The sequence below is a fragment of the Maridesulfovibrio zosterae DSM 11974 genome (genome assembly GCF_000425265.1).
Lineage (GTDB): Bacteria > Desulfobacterota > Desulfovibrionia > Desulfovibrionales > Desulfovibrionaceae > Maridesulfovibrio > Maridesulfovibrio zosterae.
In genome coordinates this window covers 523,746-546,337 of sequence record NZ_AUDC01000011.1, presented here as the reverse complement: position 1 = coordinate 546,337, position 22,592 = coordinate 523,746, and the positions used below count along the sequence as shown (strand labels likewise).

Sequence of the window (22,592 nt, the reverse complement as noted above, 5' to 3'; positions counted from 1 at the left end):
AAAAACTATCTGAACGGATTGAATCAAAGTAAGACATTATTGAAAACTGTCAACAGCACATCTAAATTTTTTTTCAAAATATTGGGGGAAACCTAAAGTAAGTCTTTTGCTACGTAGACAACTCTTCCTATAGCTGCCCAGCCGATCGATTCATCTTTTATTTCAAGAGCTATGCGTCTTACTTCCGCTTCTTGGTTATCAGATACAAGAATAATTTTTCCAGGTTCCTTGGCTATACGCCGGATAACTATCTCGCTGTCTATACGGATAGCATATATCCTGCCTTCAAATAATTCTTTTTGTGATTCATCAACAATTATCCGATCTCCATCCTCTATGCGAGGGCTCATTGATGCCCCGGTTACGGTCAAAAGTTTCATCTGCTCGGGGTCGCCTTTACTTTTCAGCCAGTGAGCATTGAACCGTAATATCCCTTCATTATATATATCTGGAGTCAGGCCTGAATTTATTGAGTCCGGCTTTGCGATTGCCAGAGGGATCTCGTGATAGGCAGCAGTGTTCTTTTCAGATTCTTCATCCGGGAAAATTATTTTTGCCCCTACAGAATCAAGAACTCTAGCAATAACTTGAATGTGTTTGCCTCGCTCCTGCCGGATATATCGGATGATTTGGTTCGGTGCCACGTCACATGCTTTTGCCATCTGGGTTGGGTTTACAAATTTTTTGCCTGGTCCAATCATGTTTTTAAGTCCTTCGACCATGTCCTGATAAAAACTCATATGTCCTCCTTGGAGTATTCTTACTACACTTAAATAAATTAAAAGTCTTTTTTTTATTTTATTTATGGATGAAATAGCTATTTTATAAATATATTTTACCAAATAGTAAAATATATTTATAAAATAGCTTGCATTGTAATTGACTTAAGAATAAATACTGTCTCCATTGTTATGTTGAATTGAATGTTGAATTGAATGTTGAAAGAAAGGTTCAGTAATTTGTGATAACTACGACCTTGGTTAAGCTTGGAGGTGATTGATGAATACATGTTTTAACCATAAGCCCTCAGAGTTTCCTGATCTGGACGGTAAAAGGGCCATGTCTGCAGAGGTGTTGATAAAAGTCTTAGGGACTGAAGCTGCCGAAAGGCTTATGTTTTTTTGGGGAGGGGTCAGAGTATCAGTTCCTGATTTAGAAGATTTAAATAAGGTGCGTCTGCGTGAACGTATAAAGAAGGCGTATATTCGGGGTGCGACACCTGCACAGGTGGCTGAACGTTTCGGTGTTTCGGTTCGTACAGCACAAAGAATGCGTATTCCGGCCAATTGCATTGAACGTAAAAGCGAAATGATATAGTCTTTATAATACTGAAAGATAAATTTTTTAGTTTATCGTGTCTGTTTTAACTTTAAGGTATAGTATGAAGAAGGTTAATTTAGGATGTGGTCAAACATTCCACCATGACTGGTTGAATATCGATTTCAGCTCAACTGGGCCGGGTGTTATTGCTCATGATTTGACTTCAGGTCTGCCGTTAAGAGATGATGAAGTGGACGTTATCTACTGTTCGCATGTACTGGAGCATCTAAACAAAAAATTTGCTCCTATTTTTTTAAAAGAATGTTTCAGAGTACTTAGGAAAGGTGGAGTGCTACGAATTGCCGTTCCTGATCTGGAAACAATTACTCGCCTTTATCTTATGCTTTTGGAACGCGCCCGCAAAGGCGATGCCGAGGCTCAAGGAGCTTATGATTGGATCATGATAGAGCTTTTTGACCAGATGGTACGTAATGTTCCTGGTGGTGAATTTGTAAAACACCTTGCCGCTGGACCTTTGGTCGCAGAATCGTTTATTGTTTCGCGTGCAGGTAAAGAGGCAACTGATGTTCTTTCTTATTTGAAGAATCCGGCTAATGCTGAGAATGTGTCTAGACTTTCTTTTCCTGACGAGTCGAAACTTACGGCTGAACAGCTGGGGAATTTTAGACGTTCAGGAGAAGTGCATCAGTGGATGTATGATAGCTATTCACTGGGCAGACTCATTTCTGGAGCAGGTTTTGGTTTGATATCAACTGTCAGGGCTGATGAATCTAAAATTCCAGAATTTAATTCTTATTGTTTAGACATAGATGAAAATGGACAGGTTCGTAAACCTGACTCTTTATTTATGGAGGCAGTTAAACCTGTTGATTTAATTAGATAATATAAAGCAATCCGGGGATTATTATAATTATGGCAAGAAAATTTTCCAGCGAAGTTTTTAAAAGTTTCATCAAAGGTTATCTCCCATTTGCTATTCTTGTTTTGGTTGTTGCTGTCAGTATTTTGTACATCCAGCGAGTCCAGTACCGTGACCTTGTTGAAAACGAGGAGATAAATCTGGTTAAAAACAACTATAATGCTTTAAGCTTATGGTTGGAGGCTGGTGTTGAAGATGCATGTCTGCTCACCGGTCTTGTAGAAAACTGTATGGATGGAAATGGTAACTTGGCTGAAAAATATGACAGTATTGCACAGCTTTTTGCTGTCTATGGAACAGAGCGCCGTAATTGTGTTCAGGTTCGTTATTTTGCTACTGATGGTAATGAGCTGGTCCGTATTAATATGACACATGGAACAGCTAATCGTGTGGAAAAAGATTTGCTTCAGGACAAAAGTAATCGTGGATATATGCAAGAAGCAAAGACACTGAATGATGAAGTATATATTTCTGCTTTTGATCTTAATCAAGAATATGGTCGAATCGTTGTTCCTTATACTCCTGTTTTGCGATTTATTAAAAAGGTTCGCGGAAAATGGGGAGAGGAACTCGGACTGGTTGTAATAAATTTTTCAGGTAATGATTTGCTTAATGTTTTTAGTAAGTCGATTTCTGAATCATTTGGTGAAGTATATTTTGTAAATGAGAGTGGCGGATGGATTATAGGCCCTGAGAAAAGTTTTGACTGGAAATTCCTGTTTGGTGGAAGTGGCGGGACAATACAAGATAATTATCCAGACGAGTGGAGAATTATTTCAGAAAAGTTATCAGGACAGATTTCTACCTCAAATGGATTGTATACATTTACCACCCTGGAAGAAAAAACGTATCCCAGCACATTGTCCATGGGGGTTAAATTTAAAGAGGGTTGGAAAATAATCAGTGAAGTTAAAGAATCCAAGCTGATCGTTCCATGGAGTGGAGTTACTATTCTTCTAGTTGTATTTTTGTATTTTTTAAGTGGATTTTTGTTTTGGAGAAAAACAGTTTCTATCGTTGAACGTGAAAAAGTTAGTTCTAAACTGCGGGAAAGTGAAAAACTGTTTATCGACGTTGCAAATGCTGCTGGAGAATTTATTTGGGAGACAGGGCCTGATGGCTGCTTTGTATTTGTTACAGGAAGGGCTGAAGATATTCTCGGTTATAGTTCAGAGGAACTGATCGGTCGTTCTCCTTTTGATTTTGTCGATGAAGAATCTTCTTGGGATGTGCGTAAAGAATTCCTTGATGCAGCTCATAACGGGCATAGTTTTTCCGGGCTTATTTTCAGGTTTATCAACCGTGAAGGGCGTAAACTTTGGCTCGAATTCAACGGGGTTCCTGTTTTTGATTCCGGAGGGGCAGTTACAGGGTTTCGTGGTACGACATCAGATATTACGACTCAGCAGAAAGCTATTCAGGACTTGCGGGACCGTGAGGATATGCTTCACAGCATAAGTGATTCTGTTCAGGATGCTCTTGTACTGATGGATGCAAATGGACTGGTTCATTTTTGGAATCCTGCCGCAGAGAAAATTTTTGGTTATTCAGCTTCAGAGATGCTTGGAGAGAGTTTAGACTGTTGTGTTCGAGGCGAGGATAATGCTGATCCTGACAGCGTAGATGTATCAAGTGTTGATACTCTTTTTTCAAATTATGGAGCTTTTACTGTAAATGTTCGACGTAAAAATGGTACTGTTTTCCCTGCTGAAGTGCTGTTGTCTCCTTTACGTAGAGAGGAAGAGTGGTGGGTAGTAGGTACAATACGTGATGTTACGGAGCGCAAGGAGGCAGAAGATAAGTTGCGGACACTTGCAACTACAGATCCTCTGACAGGGCTTAGTAATCGTCGTTACTTTATGGAAAGTGCTGAGGATGCTTTACAAAGATCTTTACGATATAACAGGTCGCTATCCTTATTAATGCTGGATATTGATCTATTTAAAAATGTTAATGATATGTACGGCCACGATGCCGGTGATGATGTATTGAAAGCTCTTGCGGTTATAGGGATAAAGGTTTTGCGTAATATTGATGTCTTCGGCAGAATCGGTGGGGAAGAGTTCTCTATACTCCTGCCGGATACTGATGTTGAAGGGGCTGAATTAGTTGCAGAAAGGTTGCGTAAGGCTATAGAACAGTCGAAAATGTATACAAGATCAGGTGAGCTCGTGATTACTGTGAGTATTGGTGTTGCCACGTTAAATGATCAGACTAAGACTCTTGAACATTTGCTTAAAGCTGCTGATATCGGTTTGTATGCAGCTAAGAATGCCGGCCGAAACAGGGTTGAGATCCAACTTTCGCCTGAAGGTATGATTGGAGAGAAGAAAGTTTAGAATTTAAAAAAAATAAAAAAACCGCCGAAATAAGTTTTGGCGGTTTTTTTATGAAATATTATGTTTTGCTTTAATCAAAGGCAAATTCAATTGTAAAGTTGCCATGGTCTGTTTTGAAGGGGATAGCCATGACAGGACCTGTTGTCACATGTGCTATTGTATGATTATCGCCCATTATAACAGTTGGAGTCGAACCGGAAAGTTTGTATCCCATTTCTATAAGTCCTGCTCTAGCCTGTCCTGAAACCATATTGGTGATTTCTCCCACAGCATCTTTAACATCTTGAATAATATCCTGAATATCTCCGCCAAGCATGTTTTTAACTATTTGAGCAGCACATGCTTTCTCAAAAGATATAGAGACACTGCCATTAACATTACCTGTGAATCCTACAACTCCTGTTACATCTCCTGTGGCAGAGTTGCCTTTTTTTACAAAAGGTTTTCCGGGAGTTGGGGTCACCATGGCCATCATGCTGAGTATGTCAGTGGTAGCCTTGATGAAAGGTTTAGCCAATTCTACATTCATTATAAGGACTCCTTAAAAAAATGTTTTCATCGACATATTGGTGATGTCGGTAATCAGTAGCCTTTTAAAAAATCAGATTGAATTTGTGTCTTGTCGTTTTATACCAGTGATCCTCATTGCTGAAAATGCGGAACATACTGATTAACCTAAACTTTCAGAACTCTATCAGAAAAATAAATTATGAACAAATCCTTTGGACACTGATATTGTAACAATCTATTAATTGAGCTTAGGAACTGAAAACTTGTATTTCACAAGATGTGTACTGTATTGCTCTTATTTTTCAAATTATAATATTTTATTAAAAATTGCAGCTTAAGTGTTAACATATTTGACCGGAGGGTTAAATTTTCGTATTTAGTTTGCCTATTGTGTTCGTAATTAATAATTAAAGTCCACTGTCAGCAGGAACTAATTTTTTCCTGAGAGAATACTATATTTTAAGGATAAATATAAATGTCAGATACAAATAATGAATTTAGCGTTGGTAAAAATTTTATTACAGCTATTATTGATAAAGATAATGAGACCGGGAAATATGAAGGGCGCGTTGCTACACGTTTTCCACCTGAGCCAAATGGTTATCTACATATAGGCCATGCTAAATCTATTTGTCTTAATTTTGGACTTGCTAAAGATTATAGCGGTACATGTAACCTGCGTTTTGATGATACAAACCCAGTTAAAGAAGATACAGAGTACGTTGATTCTATTCAGGAAGATGTTCGTTGGCTCGGTTTTGGCTGGGATGACCGCATTCATTATTCATCTGATTATTTTGGCAAACTTTACGAATTTGCTGTGCAGCTAATTAAAGTAGGCAAGGCTTACGTAGACAGTCTTAGTGCTGAAGAAATTCGCGAATATCGTGGAACACTTAAAGAACCAGGAAAAGACAGCCCATATCGTAACCGGTCCATAGAAGAGAATCTTGAGCTTTTTGAAAAAATGAAGAACGGTGAGTTTGGCGATGGCGAACATGTTTTGAGAGCTAAAATTGACATGTCTTCTGCTAATGTAATTATGCGTGATCCTACCATTTATCGTATCAGAAAGGCTTCGCATCATAGGACTGGCGATGATTGGTGCATTTATCCTATGTATGATTTTACACATTGTATTTCTGATTCTCTTGAAAAAATTACTCACTCAATCTGTACATTGGAATTTGAAAACAATCGCGCTCTTTATGACTGGGTATTGGAAACTCTAGGTGTTTACCGCCCCCAGCAGCTTGAATTTGCAAGGCTTAATCTTGGCTATACTGTAATGAGTAAGCGCCGTCTTATTCAATTGGTTGAAGATGGGTATGTCTCAGGCTGGGATGATCCTAGAATGCCTACAATTTCTGGAATGAGAAGACGTGGCTATTCTCCTGCTTCTATCCGTAACTTTTGTGAACGTATTGGCGTTGCTAAGGCTGCTAATATGGTAGACTTTGCTCTACTTGAATTTTCTGTTCGTGAAGACCTTAATATGAATTCTCCCAGATATATGGGAGTTATTAATCCTTTGAAAGTTGTCATTGAAAATTATCCCGAAGGTCAAGTTGAGGAATTTGAATTCCAGAATAATCCTGAAGATCCTGAAGCAGGGACCCGCATGGTTCCTTTTTCCCGGACTATGTATATTGAACGTGACGATTTTATGGAAGATGCTCCTAAGAAATTCTTTAGGCTGTCAGTCGGTCGTGAAGTGCGCTTGAGATACGCATATTATGTGACTTGTACTGATGTTGTTAAAGATGATAACGGTGAAATTATTGAGCTTCGCTGTACTTATGATCCAGAGACTCGCGGTGGCTGGTCCAAAGACGGGCGAAAGGTTAAGGGAACTATTCACTGGATTTCAGTTGAGCATGCTGTAGAAACAGAAGTTCGGTTATATAACCATCTCTTTACGAAAGAGAATCCTATGGACAACAAGGACGGCTCTGATTTTAAAGACCATATCAATCCTGAGTCACTTGAAGTCCGTCCGAAATGTTATGTTGAGCCTGCTCTGGGGAATGTTGAACCTGGGTTCAGATGCCAGTTTGAAAGAATTGGTTATTTCTGTGCTGATCTAGATTCCACTCCAGAAAAACCGGTGTTTAACAGAACTGCAACGTTGCGGGATACATGGAAAAAAATTGAAAAGAAACAGGTGAAGTAGCTTTTATACATGCCAGAACGGAATAGATTATTGTGCGGGGCTCTATATAGGGCCTCGCTTTTTTATTTTTAGTGACAAAAGCATAATTGCGTCTTTTTATATTAAATAATAGAAATTAATATATCTGGATGAAAAATAGTATAAAAAGTGTTATCGATTAAGTGTAATTAAAAAAAAGATTGTGATTATTCATGTACGTTTATCCCTGATCCGGAGGTTGAAGAATGAGTGCTGAGGTTGAAAAAAGTCCAAGACTTGCCATTGCTATTGCCGGAAGGAGCAATGTGGGGAAGTCATCTATTATTCGCGCTCTTTCAGGTATTGAAAGTGATGAAATAAGTCCTGTTGCACATGAAGATGAAATGTATCCTCTTACCCGTACGGAAATTCATCCGCTGGGACCGGTAACAATTTATGATACCGATGCCCATATTCCAGGTGATAATAGGGCCAAGGTTATCAGAGATGCTTTGTACAGTGTTGATGTGGCCGTTATTGTTACAGATGATTCCGGCATTATCGATGAGGAAAGAGAACTTACAACGTTACTGCTTGAACGGGGAATCCCGTGCGTCATGGTTTTCAACAAGGCCGATATCAGAAGGCCGAGCCTTGCTGATATGGAATTTTGCGGTTCCAGAGGAATTCGCTTTGTAGCCACTTCAACCATAGACTGTCGCGGCATTGAACGGCTTAAAAAATCCATAATGGCTCTGGCCCCTGAAGAAAATATGCTTGATCCTGTTCTTGCGCGTGATCTTATGGGGAAGGGAGATTTTGTTATTTGCGTAGTCAGTGATGATCCTGTTTCTCCTAAAGGGCGTTTGGGGCTTCCTAAATCTCAGGTTCTGCGCGAAATTCTTGATGCCGGTGGCATCGCTGTAATCGTCAAGGAGGAGGAACTTTTTCAAACTATATCGGGACATAAAAGGCGTCCTGCACTAGTCATAGCTGACTCTCAGGCTGTCAAAAAAGTTCTTGATACGGTTCCTGATGATATTTCTATGACAACGTTCCCGATACTTTTTGCCCGCCATAAAGGCAATCTTGAGCAACTTGTACAGGGAGCCAATGCCATCGACAACCTACGGGATGGAGATCGTATTTTGATTGTTGAAGCCTGTCCACACCATCCGAAAGCTGAGGACCTTGGCAAAGAGATGATCCCTGCCCGTATTGCAGGCTATACTGGTCGAGATATTATTTTTGAATCCAAGACAGGATGCGGTCTACCTCTGGATCTTTCTGATTATAAATTAGTTGTGCATTGCGGTGCCTGCATGGCTGATCGTGCTGATATGCTTAGAAGAATAAGGGATTGTGATAGACAGCAGGTTCCGATTACTAATTACGGGCTTGCTGTAGCAAAGGTTGACGGAACTCTGCAGCGTTTGATCGAGCCTTTTTTCAAGAATGATACTGAAGAAAAACAGGTTAGGACAGGTAAGATAAATGTTTACCGGGGCAGCAATTCCAGAGCTATGCATCTTGTGGTTCCGGCAGAGATACACCCTGAAAAAGCAGTACCTTTTAACTTGATGTATCTTTTTGGAGATATTGAGGTAACCAAACAGCATATAGGATTTGCTTCTTTGCCGTTTGCTCGAGGAGGGCAGCAGAAAATCCGTAAATTCGTGGAAGAAAACGGCTATTGCTTCTACAAATGGCCGGGACGCGTTTTAGGTGCGGATCTTGGGGGACTGCTTGATCATGAAGAGGAGTAGCATCTTATTTCCTACTTTGCTTAATACGGAGATGCGTTATGGGCAGGTATCAAGTTAATTTAATGATTCTGTCTAAGGTTATGTTGGTGTTCTGTATATGCCTATATCCAGTCTATAGTCATGCAAATTCTGATACTGTAGGATTTCTTGTAGGCGGCCTGACTCTTGATGATGATTCATTCAATGGGATTACCATATCCGGACTTCGCAGACTGCAAAATGAACGGCATTTAAATGTAGTGGTCTGTACAACAGGGGAAGAACGCAAGGATGTTCCAGAGAAGATAAATTCGCTCCTGCTTAAAGGTTGTGGGATTATTGTAATAAATTCTTCAGCTAATCATGATCTTATTTTGGAGTTTATAAAAAAACATCCTGAAGTATATTTTATAATTAATGATGCTAAAATTGATGGCTACAAAAATGTGTCCTCCATTTATTTCGGGCAATTTTCAGGATCATGCCTTGTCGGTGCTCTTTGCGGCTGGCAGACAAAGACTGGAAGAGTGGGGTTTATCGGTGGTAACGAACACTATGTGATCAAAGATTTTTTGAATGGATTTAAATATGGTGTTAAACTGTCCGGTAATGATGTTGAGATAGATGTAAAGTATGTATGGAATGGAAATTTGGAAAAAGGATATGAAGATCCTAAGAAGGCGAATATTATAGCTAAGCAGATGTATACTGACGGGGCTGACATTATTTACGCTGTGGCTGGCCTTTCTGGAAATGGTGTAATTCAGGCTGCCCGCAATTCCGGAAATTATGTTGTGGGAGTTGATTCAGATCAAGATGATATGGCCAAAGGTTTTGTTCTAACCAGTATGATGAAACGCCTTGATTTAGCTGTGTATCAAGAGGTCCTATCCATTTTGGATGGAAACTTTGTGCCAGGAATCAAAATGTATGATTTATCTAACGGGGGGGTAGCTCTTTCCGAAATGAAGTATACCAGACATTTGATATCTTCTGATGTTCTGGATAAAATTGAAGATTTACGTGTTAAGCTTATTTCCGGTGAGATTCATCCGGATTGCTCTGTTAAATAATATGGGAAATTGGTTCTGAATGTTTAATTTTTTTAGGATCAGATATAAAGTTACTTTAGGACTTTTACTCATTATGGCACTGGTCTTTTGCCCGCTTGGATATTTTGTTGTGAATTTTCAGCAGAATGAGATAATTGAGTCACTCAAGTCAGAGGGGGATGGTGTTGCTTCTCTTGTGGCTTATTCCAGTGGGCAGGCAATCATTAAGTATCAGCACAACAGGCTTGATGAACTGGTCAGCAGTGCTTGTACTGCACCGGCAATTGCTTTTTGTGGTGTATATGATCCTAATGGAAAGCCTTACAGCGAATTCAGTACAGATAAAAAACTCAATACTGATGAAATGATTTTCGTTGAAAAAAGAATTTTAAGAGATGGTGAGTTTCTTGGGCTTGTTAAAGTAGGCCTTTTAGAAAATTATGTAAATAAACGCATACATCATCTCCTATATTATTTGCTACCATATTCCTTGGCTATAGCTTTTGCTGGGGTCATCTTCATAATTTTCTTTCTTAATAAATCCTTTGTCACTCCTGTTATCAGGCTTTCAAAACAGGCTTCAGGTATTATCAATGGTGATTTTACGGAGTTCAATCATGAAGGCCGGGCTGATGAAGTCGGCGAACTTGCTCGTTCTCTAAATTCTCTAGCTCTCAATTTTTCAAATATGAATGATGAACTTGAGAAGAAGGTTGAGCAACGGACCAAAGAACTGACTTTAGCGAACCTCAAACTCAGCAAAGAGGTTGAATACCGTGTGAGTGCAGAGAATCACTTAAATGCGGTTCTGGGAGAGCTCTCATTCACAGTTAAAGAACTTGAAAAAGCTAAAGAAAAGGCAGAAAATGCCAGTCAGTTTAAAAGTCAGTTTTTGGCAATGATGAGCCACGAAATAAGGACTCCCATGAATACTATTCTGGGCATGGGGGATTTACTTTTCGAAACAGAACTTGATCCTGAGCAGGTAGGGTATGTTGAAATTTTCAAGGGAGCAGGTGAGCTGCTTCTGAAAATTATAAATGATATTTTAGATTTTGTTATGCTTGAATCTGGTCAGATTGAGCTTGTACCGATTGCTTTTGATCCGTCTAAAGATGTTCAAAGTGTTTGTAAAAGTCTCGCCCAATCGGCACATGCCAGAGATCTCGAAGTTATTTGTGATGTGGATCAGGACGTACCAGCATTTGTTGTAGGAGATCCTGTACGTGTCCGCCAGATTTTGACGAATATTGTTGCCAATGCCGTGAAGTTTACTTCTAGCGGAGAGGTGGAAGTGCGACTTAGTCTTGAGAAATCAGGAGATGATTTTGACCGATTATTGTATGCTGTGCGTGATACTGGCATAGGTATTCCTGAAGGACAGTACTGTGATATATTTGAAAGTTTTGCGCAGGCTGACTCTTCAACCAGCAGAGAGTTCGGCGGTGTAGGTTTAGGACTGGCTTCAGCGTCACGGCTTGTCTCGCTGATGGATGGAAAAATCTGGTTTGAGAGTAAAAGCGGTGATGGTAGTGTTTTCTACTTATCTATTCCTTTTAAACAGTCAGTTAATGAAGCCAATGGTGTTGCAGCAGATTTTTCTGGAACAAGCGTACTTTTAATTGATGATAATCATACTGTGCGTGAGGTTTTAAGCCGTCGGTTAAAATCATTAGGTGCTGATGTTGTAGCTGCTGCAAGCGGTGAAGAAGGACTTGATTATCTTAAATCTGTCGTAGATCGTGGAAGTTCTTTCAATCTGATTTTACTGGATAGTAAAATGCAGGATATGGCAGCTATTGATTTTCTTGCAAAGGCACAGCATGTTGGATCGCTTGCCAGCATGGTTACGATAATGTTTTCAGCCGGCTGCACAGAAGAGGAAAAACATGAAGCAAGGATAGCAGGTGCTGGTTATATTTTAATTAAACCTGTCTTTGATAGTGATTTGATGCATTGCCTTGCTGCTGCCTGGGAGACTAAAAATGTTCTTCAGCAAAAGAGCGGGAAAGGTTTGAGTGTGCTTCTTGTAGAAGAGAATGAAGATCATCGAAAAATATTTGAACTTTTTATCACTGATACAGGTGCAGATGTAACGACTGCAGTGGATGGATTAAGGGCTGCTCAGCTTTTTTCAGAAAATATTTACGACATTGTTTTTATGGATGTTGATCATTCTTTAGTGGGTGGGATGAAAGCTGTAAAAAAAATGCGCGATATAGAAGCAAAAGATGAGAGAATGAGGTCTACAATTATTGCTCTTGCTGCTCATATTTTAGGTAACCACAAGGAAGAAAGTAAATCTGCCGGGTGTGACGGATTTATCGCTAAGCCTGTTAAGTGGGATACAATACGTTCTTCAATTGCAGCTGTATCTCAACAGGTTGATTTACCTGAAAGTATAAAAATTACGGAGTAAAGAATGATATCCGGAGAAGAGACAGGTCAAAGTATGTTTATTATAAAAGAAGACCTGAGGGAACTAATACCGCATTTTGTGGTTCACCAGTTTGAAGAATTGGAAATGATGGAACGCAGTCTTGACTCTGGAAATATTGAAGAAGTTGGGCGTTTAGGGCACAGCCTTAAAGGTGCTGCTGCAAATTTCAGCCTCGCACCGCTCTGTCGTCTGGGCACAACAATTCATGATGTCTCTAAACTTGGCATGACTGAAGCTTTAGGCCCGTTAGTTCAGAAGTATCGCGTTTATCTTAATGAATTAAAATATTTGATCTGTTAACCTGCCTGTCCTTCAAATTGTTTTAAGGTTTATTTTAAGTGGTCGATACATTCTACTATGATTGTAATGTCTTATTATGTTGTTAATCAATGTTGATATACTTCTTGGGTGCTAAATAGGCTTATAGTATTTCTGCTTTTAGAATAAATCCTTTTTGAACTCATCCTCCAATTCAATCGCACTGACTTAGTCACATGTTATATTCATGACATGTTTAATCTCTGAATGTGAATATTTGCTTGTGGTGTATATTAAAATATATGAAAAATTTAGATTTTATCCCTGTTTGTAAGAAAAAATAATTTTGCAGATAGTTTTATACATAAAAATAATTATGTTTTCTGACATAATTTTCTTACTTGCGTAGATAAAAATTATGCACTACAGCACGAAACAGTTCTTAGTATTGTATTTTTTATTGGGGGATAAATGATTTCGTCTTTTTGTAGCCTTATTGAAAGGCACTTTTTGTTCCTGGCTGTCTTGTTGAGTGCAATTGCTTTCATTGATCCATCCCTTTTTATCTGGCTTAAGCCTCATATAGCCCTTTGTCTTGGTCTTATTATGTTTGGCATGGGACTAACTCTTGAGTTCAAAGACTTTGTGGTTGCCATAAGAAATTATAAGGCTGTAGGATTAGGGATTCTTTTACAATACACAGTTATGCCATTACTCGCAGTTCTTTTATCGTCAGTTCTGGGACTGCCACAGGAAGCGATGATCGGCATGGTAGTCATCGGGGCATGCCCTGGGGGGACTGCATCAAATGTGATTGCTCATCTGGCTAAAGCTAATGTTGCTCTTTCCGTAACGATGACGCTCATTTCAACTCTTCTGGCTCCAATTCTTACTCCTGCAATCATTTATGTTGTTTTAAATCAGCAGATTGATATTCCTTTTTTGCCGATGGTTAAATCCGTCTTTTGGATTGTTATTTTTCCACTTGTTGATGGACTTGTTTTGAGGCGTCTTTTGCGCAGTAAACTTGATCCAGTCATTCATATTTTTCCGACAGTTTCCATCTTGGTCATTGCTCTGCTCATTGCGTGTATAATCGGACTTAATCACGATATGCTCGCAACATTTCCGATGCTCGTTTTTGCAGCTGTTGCCCTGCACAATCTGGGGGGGCTACTGGCTGGATATGGTGTTGGTAAAGTAGCTGGTCTTCCACGAAAAGACTGTCTTACTTTGGCTATTGAGGTCGGCATGCAAAATTCTGGTTTAGGAGTTGCCCTGGCAACTAAATATTTCAGCGTAGCCAGTGCATTGCCGGGCGCTTTGTTTAGTCTTTGGCATAATATATCAGGAGTATTTCTCGCTAACCGAAGCCGAATAGCTCCAGATGAAAAGTAATCTTTTTTTGAAAGTGATCTTTTGAAAACTTGATTTTTCTGAGTAGAAGTTTTTCTTTAGCCTATAAAAAGTAAGCTTGCTATGCTTATCTCCTTAGTCATTTGATATATGAGTTGTTTTGTCCCCTCCGGCTTTGCTTGAGGGGACTTTTTTTAATTTTGTTTTTAAGTAATAATCAAATGCTAAGTTGTATATTGCGGGGGATTAGATGAGTAAATTTGATAGAATTGTTGATGATGGTCTTAAACATGTTCTGCCTCTATTTGAGGATCATCCTGAAGTTATAAAGTTTCTTCGGGATATGAGTTTTGCTGTTTGCGCTGACTTAAATGGAATCACTCCGGAAGATAATCTTTTCCCGCGGCAATTAGTGGAGAAGGGGATTCGCTTATTTGAGGCTAATTTTGATGCAATCTTACAGCAGGTAAAGATCTTAGATCCTGACTTTGAGTTGGCTTGTTCTTCAGGATGTTCGTACTGTTGCTCTTCGCACATATCTCTAATGCCTCATGAAGCATTTAATATTGCCCTGTATTTGGCACAGAATTGCGACGAATCTGAATTCACCAGATATACTGAGAAATGCATAGAAGCTGCTGCACCGTTGGAAATAAAATCTTTGAAGTCCTTTGTTAAAGATTATTTTAGTCCATGCCCGTTCTTACATGAAAACAGGTGCTCAATTTATGATGTACGTCCAATTGTTTGTCGAAACTGGATTTCGAGTGATCTTAATGCCTGTGTAAAGAGTCACGAGGGCCAAAATAAAGTGGTGGTCCCTCAAAATGCTATGGTTATGGTGCAGAAAGATTTGATTTTTACAGGGCAGCGGGCATATCTGAAAAAATATGGAATAAACGGTAACTTAGGGTCGTTCCTACCGCTTTTATCGCTGATTATGATTGATTTCGAGGGGACATATAAAAGATGGCTTTCAGGAGAAGTTCTGCAAGGGCAGATAGATTGATATTTATTTTACTGTAATGAAACAGCCCGATTCATGATGCGTGGCACACCAGATCGGGCTGTTTTATTTAATAAAAATTAGCTGTATATTTTATATCAATTGTTAAAATATTGGACAAATAATCCAGTTTAGATGCAAATCTGAGCTTGGCAGATGAATGGACTGGTGTTGTTTTATGGAAGTTTAAGCTCGCCTCTACTGATCATTTCTTCGATTTGACCAACATCTTTGTCTCCGCGCCCAGAGAGGTTCACGACAATAATCTTTTCTTTGTCGAGAGTGGGGGCGAGTTTCATAGCATATGCCAGTGCATGTGAAGATTCCAGTGCGGGAATAATCCCTTCAGTCTGAGAAAGTTTGAAGAACGCATCAGTTGCTTCTTTGTCGGAAGCATGAACATACTCCGCTCTTCCCAGATCTTTCAGGTGGGAATGCTCTGGCCCTACGCTAGGATAGTCAAGTCCTGCGGAAATTGAGTAAACAGGTGCAGGATCACCGTTATTGTCTTTAAGCATGTATGAGTTGAAGCCATGCATAATACCAGGTTCACCAAGGCAGAGTGTCGCCGCGTGGTCTCCATCTTTAAGACTGCGTCCAGATGGTTCAACTCCTACAAGTTTGACTTCTTTGTCATCAACAAAGTCAGAAAAAAGTCCAATGGCATTTGATCCGCCACCGACACAGGCAATGCAGAAATCAGGTAGACGGCCTTCGTCTTCAAGACATTGTTCTTTTGCTTCTTTGCCGATGACAGACTGAAATGTCCGGACCATGATAGGATATGGATGAGGTCCAACAGCAGAACCAAGAAGGTAGAATGTGTCATCAGCCTCCTGTACCCACGCTGCAAGGGCTTCATCTACCGCTTCTTTAAGCGTTTTTTGGCCGGATTTGGCAGCAACAACTTCTGCTCCCATCATTCGCATACGGAAAACATTAAGTTTCTGCCTTTCAACGTCAACTTCACCCATATAGACTGTACATTTCATCCCCATTAGGGCTGCTGTTGCTGCTGTGGCAACACCATGCTGTCCGGCACCGGTTTCAGCAATAATTTTCTTTTTCCCCATACGTTTAGCAAGCAGAATCTGACCAATGGTATTGTTAACTTTATGTGCGCCAAGGTGGTTAAGGTCCTCTCGTTTGAGGTAAATCTTTGCACCGCCGAGTTCTTCGGTCAGGTTTGAACATAAGTAAAGCGGAGTTGGACGTCCTGAATACTTTGTGAGGTAGTATTGAAATTCTTGGATAAAATCGGGATCATCTTTATATTTTTCAAATGTTGCAGACAGCTCGTTCAGGATTGGAAGAAGCTGTTCAGGGACATACTGTCCACCGTATTCACCGAAAAAACCATTAGCATCAATAGTTACGTTGTTACTCATTTTCTCTCTCCTGAATGTCTGTTTTTACGACAGTGAACCGCGGGCAATAAAAAAACCGCGATCAGTTTTCACTGTCGCGGTTTCTATTAAATTTAGTTTATTACTATACGCTTTTAAAACGTAACCAACCGCGACGCATTAGCTGCGCCACCACCAAGAATAAAGTGCAAGATTGGAATAAGTTACGTTCATGATGGATATTTCTTTACGTCGACTATTGCTAAATGTCAACTTAAGGTAAGGAACATAGATGAAATATTTATGCTGACTTGGCAATCTGTATACAGCTACTTAAGTAACTGGATTGAATATTTAAGTTGAATAGCTAAATAGAGATAATTCTTTTGCTTCTATTAAAATTATTATATGAAAGAATAAGCTATAGATATAAAAGGAGAAATATATGGAATTCTTTTTGGATACAGCAAATGTGGATGAAATAAAAGCAGCTCAGGCTCAGGGGGTGATGGATGGAGTTACGACTAATCCAACTCTTCTTTCACGCGAGGGAGGTGATTGGAAAGCACAGGCCTCTGAAATATGTAAAATAGTTGAAGGGCCGGTAAGCCTTGAAGTCGTGGGGGCGACAGCAGATGAAATGATCCGTGAGGCTGAGGCCCTTTCTGCCTTCGGTGAAAATGTTGTGATCAAAGTGCCGATGACTTCTGAAGGGTTAGTGGCAACAAAGGTATTGTATAAAAAAGGGCTGAAGACCAATGTTACATTGGTCTTTTCTCCCTTGCAGGCTCTTTTGGCAGCTAAAGCCGGAGCAACATATGTGAGTCCATTTGTTGGGCGGCTTGACGGAATCTCTCATGATGGAATGGAACTGATTAAGCAGATTCGTACAATTTTTGATAATTATGATTTTCCTACCAAAATTTTGGTTGCATCTATCCGCAATCCTCTGCATGTACTGGATTCTGCTCTTATAGGAGCTGATGTGGCAACTATTCCGTATAAAGTAATATGTGAACTTGCCAAGCACCCACTTACTGACAAAGGACTTGAGCAGTTCAATGTTGATTGGGAAAAGCTTACCAAGTAAGTTTTTGTGCGCTAAATATGCAGCATATCTAAAACCGGATATCAATTTAATGATATCCGGTTTTAAATAATTCAGTGTGTTTACAGAAACAATTGATGGTTGTATTTAATTCTCTGATATATTTTGAAATAACATTTTAACGATGCCCATATAAATAGTATTGGAGTTAATTTATGTCTTGTCCCAAATTGAAACTTATTTGTTTTTCACCCACCAGAACAACTAGAAAAGTTCTGGGTGCAATTGCTGAAGGAGTTAAGGCAGATAGTGTCGAGATTATTGATGTAAGTCGTATTGACAGGGTGCCTGCAAGTTATGGCTGTAATGATGATGATCTGGTGATAATCGGGGTTCCTGTATATTCTGGACGGGTTCCGGTTGTTGCGTTGGAAAGATTTTCTGCACTCAAAGCTTCTGGAACACCTGTTGTTCCTGTAGTTGTATATGGAAACAGAGAATATGATGACGCACTTCTTGAATTAGTCGATATGACCATAGAAGCTGGCTTTAAACCCGTGGCAGCCGCAGCATTTATAGGTGAACATTCCTTCTCTACTGATAAATATCCGATTGCGGTAAACAGACCTGACTCAGTTGATCTGAATAAAGCTAGAGAATTTGGTGAGTGTCTGAGAGATAAGTTTGCTATGGGAGAGTTCAGTAAGCCCCGCACTATAAGTGTTCCAGGAAATGCCAATTATAAAGAACGTCAGCCTAAGATGTCTGCTGCTCCTGTTTCTTCAGACAGTTGTCTTTTATGCGGCTCCTGTGAACGCATTTGTCCCAGTGGTGCAATTACTGTAAGCGCCCAAGTTGAAACTGATCCTGAAAAATGTATTTTTTGCTGTGCCTGCGTAAAAGTCTGTGCTTCAGGTGCTAGAATATTACAGGTTCCCAGAATGATAGAAATTTCTAAGTGGCTTGCCGATAACTGCAAAGAACGTAAGGTCCCTGAAATATTCATCTAAAGTTTTATCTGTATGTTTAACTAATACAGTAAGAAACTGCTACATTTTACTCCCCATGCTAATTGGCTTTGTCATTATTACTTAATGCAAGATCAATTAGTATGGTGGATTTTTTTATTCTCTCAGATAGTGAGCCCGTTATTGAGTGAAAAGAATATTTTCTGAATTGTAATTCTTTAATGAACATTTTCTGCATATAATTACGATTTTCAGGCATGTCCCGTTGTCCATCTGCACTCCATTTGACGTCAATATCACAGAGCAGATAAATACTTTTGCTGCGTTTTAGCAGTTGTGATTCAAACCAATCAGGGCGGCTGCCGAAGTAATATTTTGTGTAGACTATTGAAGAGATGATATCAGTATCACAGATGATAGGGTTATCACCTCTTTTCTCTGCTTCATTTTCAAGCTCAAGTTGTGCTGATGCAATGGGAATGGCATCGCTGATACTTAGACTACCTTGTTTTATTTCAAAATATTCGCGCAGATATTCCGGTACAAATTTGACCTTATAGTGTTCAGCCAGCTTTGCAGCTAGTGTCGTTTTGCCAGTACATTCGGAACCGATCAGGACTATACGGGTTGACACAATTTTACTCTCTCTGCCTGATATGATTTCAGCCATTGCATATAACCGATAACAGCCATGATGGTATATACGGCCATCAATCCACTGTAGCCCGTCCATCCTTTTAAGTGATATATTCCGATATACATTACATCGGCTATAATCCAGAGAATCCAGTTTTCAATATATTTTTTAGCAAGTAGATATTGAGCAATCAGTGAGAGAACGGTGGTCAAAGCATCCCACCACGGATAGGAAGCGTGAAGATAGTGTTCTGCTGCGTATCCGGCAGGGAGGAAGGCAATCAATCCCATTCCGGTTAACTTAAGTGCCATTTTAGCACTCAATCTTTGAACTTTCAGCGGTTCGCTGTCTGTTCCTCCGCGAAGCCATTGATACCAGCCATAAAAGCCTAATACTACATATATAAATTGCAAAAAAGCATCAGAATACAGTTTGCCCTGAAAGACAATTGTCATCCATATTCCGACACTTATGATTCCAAAAGGCCAGCAAAGAGAATTCTGACGTACGCTTAAAACAATATATATGAGACCTGTAGCAATGGATATTTGTTCACCAAGCCCCATTGAAGAAATAAAGTTTATGATAAAGTTGAGTATGTCCATATCGCAGTCCTATGTTGAGTATAGTGTATGTTCAATATGAGTTTATGTTTGATCATGAGTTAGTATCACGTTGCTTCGATTTACTGCTTGTTCAAGTCTCCGCGTGGAAAAGTTATAGTGAAACATGCGCCAAGTCCTTTTCTGGAAGATGCGCTGATATTTCCGTTGTAATCTTTAATAATCCCATATGAGATTGACAGTCCCAATCCTGTCCCTTTTCCTACATCCTTGGTCGTGAAGAACGGTTCAAATAGTCTTCCCTTAATTTGTTCAGGAATACCAGGCCCTGTGTCACATATGTCTATTATGACATTTTCATCTGTATATGTTGTTGAGATATAAATCTTCTTGTCATCGGCCAGCGGAACTTTATTTGACCAGTGTTCTTCTATGGCGTCACGAGCATTGATGAGCAGGTTGATGACTACCTGCTCGAGTCTATTGGAATCTGCCATAATGATAGGTACGTGGCTGTTTAAATCCCATTCAACGGTGATGTTGCGGACCCTGAGTTGTCTGCTGAAAAATTCGAAACCGCGCCTAAGCACATCGTTAATCTGAACGGGCATCGTTTTTAGATCTGACTTGCGTCCAAATTCACGCATATGGGTAATTATTTTACTGGCTCTATCGACATGAGAATTTATACCATCAGCCATTTCTGTGAGTATTTCAGGATCAATATACTGTTCGCGGGATACTTTGCGCATCATGAGATTACTGATAGTTTTGAGTATTGATAGCGGCTGATTAAGTTCATGCGCTACTCCTGATGCCATCTCTCCCAGGGTACTCATTTTGCTGGCCTGAATAAGTTGTTGCTCTGCCTTGAGCTTCTGAGTCACATCACTGCAGGTGACGATAAGTGTTTTTGTGCCATTGAATTCAGCCGGTGAGATTCGAAGTACTGCATAGATGGGGCTGCCGGATTTTTGTAACTGGGAACAGGGCCCGATCTCTGCTTTAATTTTGAGAAGATGTTCATAGTCCGGGCGCTCTTCTTCTTTAAAGAACAATAGAAAAGAATGTCCGACAACTTCTTTAAATGTATATCCGTATATTTCTTCAACAGGATCATTGCAGTTGAGGATATTCAGAGTGTCGGCATCCAGTACAAATACTGCCCCCGGAATAGAGTTGAAAATGGCATGGTATCGTTGTTCAGAAGCAGCAAGCCTCTCTTCCAGTTCTTTTCTTCTAGTGATGTCAATCATCATTTCCATAGCGGCAACAATCTTTCCGTTACGGTCTTTGATTGGTGACGTGTACACAATCCAGTGGATATTTTTACCTGTTTTAGATCGGCCTGATTCTTCACTCATATGAGGAGTCAGATCAAAGAACGTTCTTTCAACAGGGCACTCTGTACACTTGGTATTACGGTCCTTATTAATCTGGTAGCATTGTCTGCCACGAGGTTTGCCGAAATGTTTTTCGTAAGCTTTGTTATGCCTGATTACCCTGAAATTAAGGTCAACAACACTTACCAGACAAGGAACATTCTCAAAAAGATCCCGGTACTCTTCCTTTTGCTCTATGAGTGCCTTATGTTTTTCCTGAACTTGCCTGCCCATCATGTTGAATGCATCTGACAAGGTTCCGATCTCGTCAGTCTGATCAAGCTGTACTTCAACAAAATCTTTTGCAGAACCTACATTTTTGGTTGCTTTGATAAGCTTACGTATAGGCTTGAATATGAAATTATAGGCATAAATAAATAATGCCGCAAAGGTTGCAAAAAAAACTACAAGAGCAATTCCGAAATTAGCCCGTTCGAATGTGTATAGAATGGCATTCTTTTTTTCTGTTGAAATTTCAAGATCAAGCAGTCCGAGCAGTCTTTCGTCTTTTGAATGGACATGACATGGCCCTGGGGAACATCCTTCCGAGTTCGGAATAGGAGTCATGATTCCCATAATCCTTTTTCCGTTCATAGTTTTGGTTCTGCTACGCTGCTGCAGGCTCATTTTGTCTGGAGGAGGAGTGGTTTGATGACATTTCCAGCATGGAGGACTTTGCATATCTATTATGTTGTTAATCTCTTTCGGGTCATTTGAATAAATAATACGTCCTTTTTTATTAATGACCCTTATAGATTTTATATCACCCTGCCTGCTGATGTTGTTTATATCATTTTGAATAAAATCTTTGGAATCCAGCATCATGGCATGATGCAGACTGAGCAGCACAGTGTCAGACAGCATTGCAATATCAGAGAGAACATTTTCTGTAACATTTTTTTTAAAGAAGATGATGTTAAAACTTGTCCACAGAATAACACTGAGCAATAGTGCAACACCTCCGCTGAGGATCATTTTCATGATCAAACTATGACGGATTTTTTTGAGCAAGATTGCCTCCGAAGGCTGAAAAAAAGGTATATGATTTTTTATAAACGTTATTTTGAAGATTCAGACTCATTTACCATTTGGAAGTAACCTTTACTTTCAGGCTTATGGTGTGGAGTATATGGACCGTAGATTCTTTGAAAGCCTGAGTAGACTTTCTATAGTGATTATTCTTTTCTATCCATGGGACAAAGTCTTGCATCTTTGATCAGATCGGCCAAAGTATATGAATCTAGCATTTTGTACATTGCACGGTTGGCATCATCCCAAATAGAGCGGCGAAGACATACTGCAGCGCGAGGACAAGTCGTAACATCCCCTTCACAGTCAAGTACGGTTTCATCTCCTTCTAATGCCTGTGTGAGTCTGCCAAGAGAAATTTCGTCAGGTTCCATTGTGAGTATGTTGCCGCCATTCGGGCCGCGCTTACCTATAATATATCCGGATTCTTTAAGGATTTTAAGGATTTTTTCAAGGTACTTAAGAGAAATCTCTTCCCTACGGGCTGAATCTTTACTGGGGACGGGACCATTTGCGGAGTGCAGGGCAATATCAAGTAGCAGTCTTGTTCCGTATCTGGATCTGGTAGTCAGTTTCATGGAG

The 22,592-nt window shown here is 39.8% G+C and carries 19 protein-coding genes; 12 read left to right on the top strand and 7 right to left on the bottom strand.

Going from position 1 to position 22,592, the window contains the following annotated elements:
• Positions 1–92 precede the first annotated feature (92 nt).
• Positions 93–740: a S24 family peptidase gene (locus tag H589_RS0106725; RefSeq protein WP_027721311.1), complete on the bottom strand. Its 648-nt coding sequence runs from the start codon at positions 738–740 to the stop codon at positions 93–95.
• Positions 741–999: 259 nt separating this feature from the next.
• On the opposite strand from H589_RS0106725, the gene H589_RS0106720 reads away from it, so the two are divergent.
• The 3 genes from H589_RS0106720 to H589_RS0106710 all read left to right on the top strand — a co-directional run bounded on the left by H589_RS0106720 (position 1,000) and on the right by H589_RS0106710 (position 4,539).
• Positions 1,000–1,317 (top strand): helix-turn-helix domain-containing protein, encoded by a 318-nt coding sequence (locus tag H589_RS0106720; protein WP_027721310.1) that lies wholly within the window; start codon positions 1,000–1,002, stop codon positions 1,315–1,317.
• Positions 1,318–1,381: 64 nt separating this feature from the next.
• Positions 1,382–2,164 carry a class I SAM-dependent methyltransferase gene (locus tag H589_RS0106715; protein WP_027721309.1) on the top strand — a complete coding sequence of 261 codons (783 nt, stop codon included), beginning with the start codon at positions 1,382–1,384 and terminating at the stop codon, positions 2,162–2,164.
• Between the two features lie 29 nt (positions 2,165–2,193).
• Positions 2,194–4,539 carry a sensor domain-containing diguanylate cyclase gene (locus H589_RS0106710; protein WP_027721308.1) on the top strand — a complete coding sequence of 782 codons (2,346 nt, stop codon included), beginning with the start codon at positions 2,194–2,196 and terminating at the stop codon, positions 4,537–4,539.
• Positions 4,540–4,609: 70 nt separating this feature from the next.
• Here the strand turns inward: H589_RS0106710 and H589_RS0106705 are convergent, their stop codons facing one another.
• The gene (locus tag H589_RS0106705) at positions 4,610–5,068 is read right to left on the bottom strand and encodes a chemotaxis protein CheX (RefSeq protein ID WP_027721307.1); all 459 of its coding nucleotides are present in this window, start codon (positions 5,066–5,068) and stop codon (positions 4,610–4,612) included.
• Positions 5,069–5,524: 456 nt separating this feature from the next.
• On the opposite strand from H589_RS0106705, the gene H589_RS0106700 reads away from it, so the two are divergent.
• From H589_RS0106700 to H589_RS0106670, 7 genes are all read left to right on the top strand, one after another.
• A complete protein-coding gene (locus H589_RS0106700) occupies positions 5,525–7,222 on the top strand; it encodes a glutamine--tRNA ligase/YqeY domain fusion protein (protein WP_027721306.1) in 1,698 nt (565 codons plus the stop codon).
• A 224-nt stretch (positions 7,223–7,446) separates the two neighbouring features.
• Positions 7,447–8,946: a [FeFe] hydrogenase H-cluster maturation GTPase HydF gene (gene hydF, locus H589_RS0106695; protein WP_027721305.1), complete on the top strand. Its 1,500-nt coding sequence runs from the start codon at positions 7,447–7,449 to the stop codon at positions 8,944–8,946.
• A gap of 38 nt (positions 8,947–8,984) precedes the next feature.
• Positions 8,985–9,998 carry a BMP family lipoprotein gene (locus tag H589_RS0106690; protein ID WP_027721304.1) on the top strand — a complete coding sequence of 338 codons (1,014 nt, stop codon included), beginning with the start codon at positions 8,985–8,987 and terminating at the stop codon, positions 9,996–9,998.
• A 73-nt stretch (positions 9,999–10,071) separates the two neighbouring features.
• On the top strand, positions 10,072–12,396 hold the full coding sequence (locus H589_RS0106685) for a response regulator (protein WP_245577054.1): 2,325 nt from the start codon (positions 10,072–10,074) through the stop codon (positions 12,394–12,396).
• 3 nt (positions 12,397–12,399) lie between these two features.
• Positions 12,400–12,717 (top strand): Hpt domain-containing protein, encoded by a 318-nt coding sequence (locus H589_RS0106680; RefSeq protein ID WP_027721302.1) that lies wholly within the window; start codon positions 12,400–12,402, stop codon positions 12,715–12,717.
• 429 nt (positions 12,718–13,146) lie between these two features.
• On the top strand, positions 13,147–14,073 hold the full coding sequence (locus tag H589_RS0106675) for a bile acid:sodium symporter family protein (RefSeq protein WP_027721301.1): 927 nt from the start codon (positions 13,147–13,149) through the stop codon (positions 14,071–14,073).
• A gap of 208 nt (positions 14,074–14,281) precedes the next feature.
• Positions 14,282–15,040 (top strand): YkgJ family cysteine cluster protein, encoded by a 759-nt coding sequence (locus tag H589_RS0106670; RefSeq protein WP_027721300.1) that lies wholly within the window; start codon positions 14,282–14,284, stop codon positions 15,038–15,040.
• Between the two features lie 173 nt (positions 15,041–15,213).
• On the opposite strand, the gene trpB is transcribed toward H589_RS0106670, so the two are convergent.
• Entirely contained in the window at positions 15,214–16,425 is a 1,212-nt protein-coding gene (gene trpB, locus H589_RS0106665) for a tryptophan synthase subunit beta (protein ID WP_027721299.1), read from the bottom strand.
• Positions 16,426–16,828: 403 nt separating this feature from the next.
• Between trpB and fsa the strand changes: the two genes are divergently transcribed.
• Positions 16,829–17,473 carry a fructose-6-phosphate aldolase gene (fsa, locus tag H589_RS0106660; RefSeq protein ID WP_027721298.1) on the top strand — a complete coding sequence of 215 codons (645 nt, stop codon included), beginning with the start codon at positions 16,829–16,831 and terminating at the stop codon, positions 17,471–17,473.
• Positions 17,474–17,646: 173 nt separating this feature from the next.
• Entirely contained in the window at positions 17,647–18,441 is a 795-nt protein-coding gene (locus H589_RS0106655) for a 4Fe-4S binding protein (RefSeq protein ID WP_027721297.1), read from the top strand.
• A 58-nt stretch (positions 18,442–18,499) separates the two neighbouring features.
• On the opposite strand, the gene H589_RS19335 is transcribed toward H589_RS0106655, so the two are convergent.
• From H589_RS19335 to H589_RS0106635, 4 genes are all read right to left on the bottom strand, one after another.
• On the bottom strand, positions 18,500–19,033 hold the full coding sequence (locus H589_RS19335) for an AAA family ATPase (protein ID WP_035075234.1): 534 nt from the start codon (positions 19,031–19,033) through the stop codon (positions 18,500–18,502).
• A complete protein-coding gene (pnuC, locus tag H589_RS0106645; RefSeq protein WP_027721296.1) occupies positions 19,018–19,641 on the bottom strand; it encodes a nicotinamide riboside transporter PnuC in 624 nt (207 codons plus the stop codon). The genes H589_RS19335 and pnuC overlap by 16 nt, the downstream gene beginning before the upstream one ends.
• An 80-nt stretch (positions 19,642–19,721) precedes the next feature.
• Positions 19,722–21,992 carry a PAS domain S-box protein gene (locus tag H589_RS0106640; RefSeq protein ID WP_027721295.1) on the bottom strand — a complete coding sequence of 757 codons (2,271 nt, stop codon included), beginning with the start codon at positions 21,990–21,992 and terminating at the stop codon, positions 19,722–19,724.
• 164 nt (positions 21,993–22,156) lie between these two features.
• Entirely contained in the window at positions 22,157–22,588 is a 432-nt protein-coding gene (locus tag H589_RS0106635) for an RrF2 family transcriptional regulator (protein ID WP_027721294.1), read from the bottom strand.
• Positions 22,589–22,592: the final 4 nt, after the last annotated feature.

What these genes read in the sequence shown, in the direction of transcription:
- H589_RS0106725 (WP_027721311.1), bottom strand. Translation starts at nt 740, where the DNA reads ATGAGTTTTTATCAGGACATGGTCGAAGGACTTAAAAACATGATTGGA.
- H589_RS0106720 (WP_027721310.1), top strand. Translation starts at nt 1,000, where the DNA reads ATGAATACATGTTTTAACCATAAGCCCTCAGAGTTTCCTGATCTGGAC.
- H589_RS0106715 (WP_027721309.1), top strand. Translation starts at nt 1,382, where the DNA reads ATGAAGAAGGTTAATTTAGGATGTGGTCAAACATTCCACCATGACTGG.
- H589_RS0106710 (WP_027721308.1), top strand. Translation starts at nt 2,194, where the DNA reads ATGGCAAGAAAATTTTCCAGCGAAGTTTTTAAAAGTTTCATCAAAGGT.
- H589_RS0106705 (WP_027721307.1), bottom strand. Translation starts at nt 5,068, where the DNA reads ATGAATGTAGAATTGGCTAAACCTTTCATCAAGGCTACCACTGACATA.
- H589_RS0106700 (WP_027721306.1), top strand. Translation starts at nt 5,525, where the DNA reads ATGTCAGATACAAATAATGAATTTAGCGTTGGTAAAAATTTTATTACA.
- hydF (WP_027721305.1), top strand. Translation starts at nt 7,447, where the DNA reads ATGAGTGCTGAGGTTGAAAAAAGTCCAAGACTTGCCATTGCTATTGCC.
- H589_RS0106690 (WP_027721304.1), top strand. Translation starts at nt 8,985, where the DNA reads ATGGGCAGGTATCAAGTTAATTTAATGATTCTGTCTAAGGTTATGTTG.
- H589_RS0106685 (WP_245577054.1), top strand. Translation starts at nt 10,072, where the DNA reads ATGGCACTGGTCTTTTGCCCGCTTGGATATTTTGTTGTGAATTTTCAG.
- H589_RS0106680 (WP_027721302.1), top strand. Translation starts at nt 12,400, where the DNA reads ATGATATCCGGAGAAGAGACAGGTCAAAGTATGTTTATTATAAAAGAA.
- H589_RS0106675 (WP_027721301.1), top strand. Translation starts at nt 13,147, where the DNA reads ATGATTTCGTCTTTTTGTAGCCTTATTGAAAGGCACTTTTTGTTCCTG.
- H589_RS0106670 (WP_027721300.1), top strand. Translation starts at nt 14,282, where the DNA reads ATGAGTAAATTTGATAGAATTGTTGATGATGGTCTTAAACATGTTCTG.
- trpB (WP_027721299.1), bottom strand. Translation starts at nt 16,425, where the DNA reads ATGAGTAACAACGTAACTATTGATGCTAATGGTTTTTTCGGTGAATAC.
- fsa (WP_027721298.1), top strand. Translation starts at nt 16,829, where the DNA reads ATGGAATTCTTTTTGGATACAGCAAATGTGGATGAAATAAAAGCAGCT.
- H589_RS0106655 (WP_027721297.1), top strand. Translation starts at nt 17,647, where the DNA reads ATGTCTTGTCCCAAATTGAAACTTATTTGTTTTTCACCCACCAGAACA.
- pnuC (WP_027721296.1), bottom strand. Translation starts at nt 19,641, where the DNA reads ATGGACATACTCAACTTTATCATAAACTTTATTTCTTCAATGGGGCTT.
- H589_RS0106635 (WP_027721294.1), bottom strand. Translation starts at nt 22,588, where the DNA reads ATGAAACTGACTACCAGATCCAGATACGGAACAAGACTGCTACTTGAT.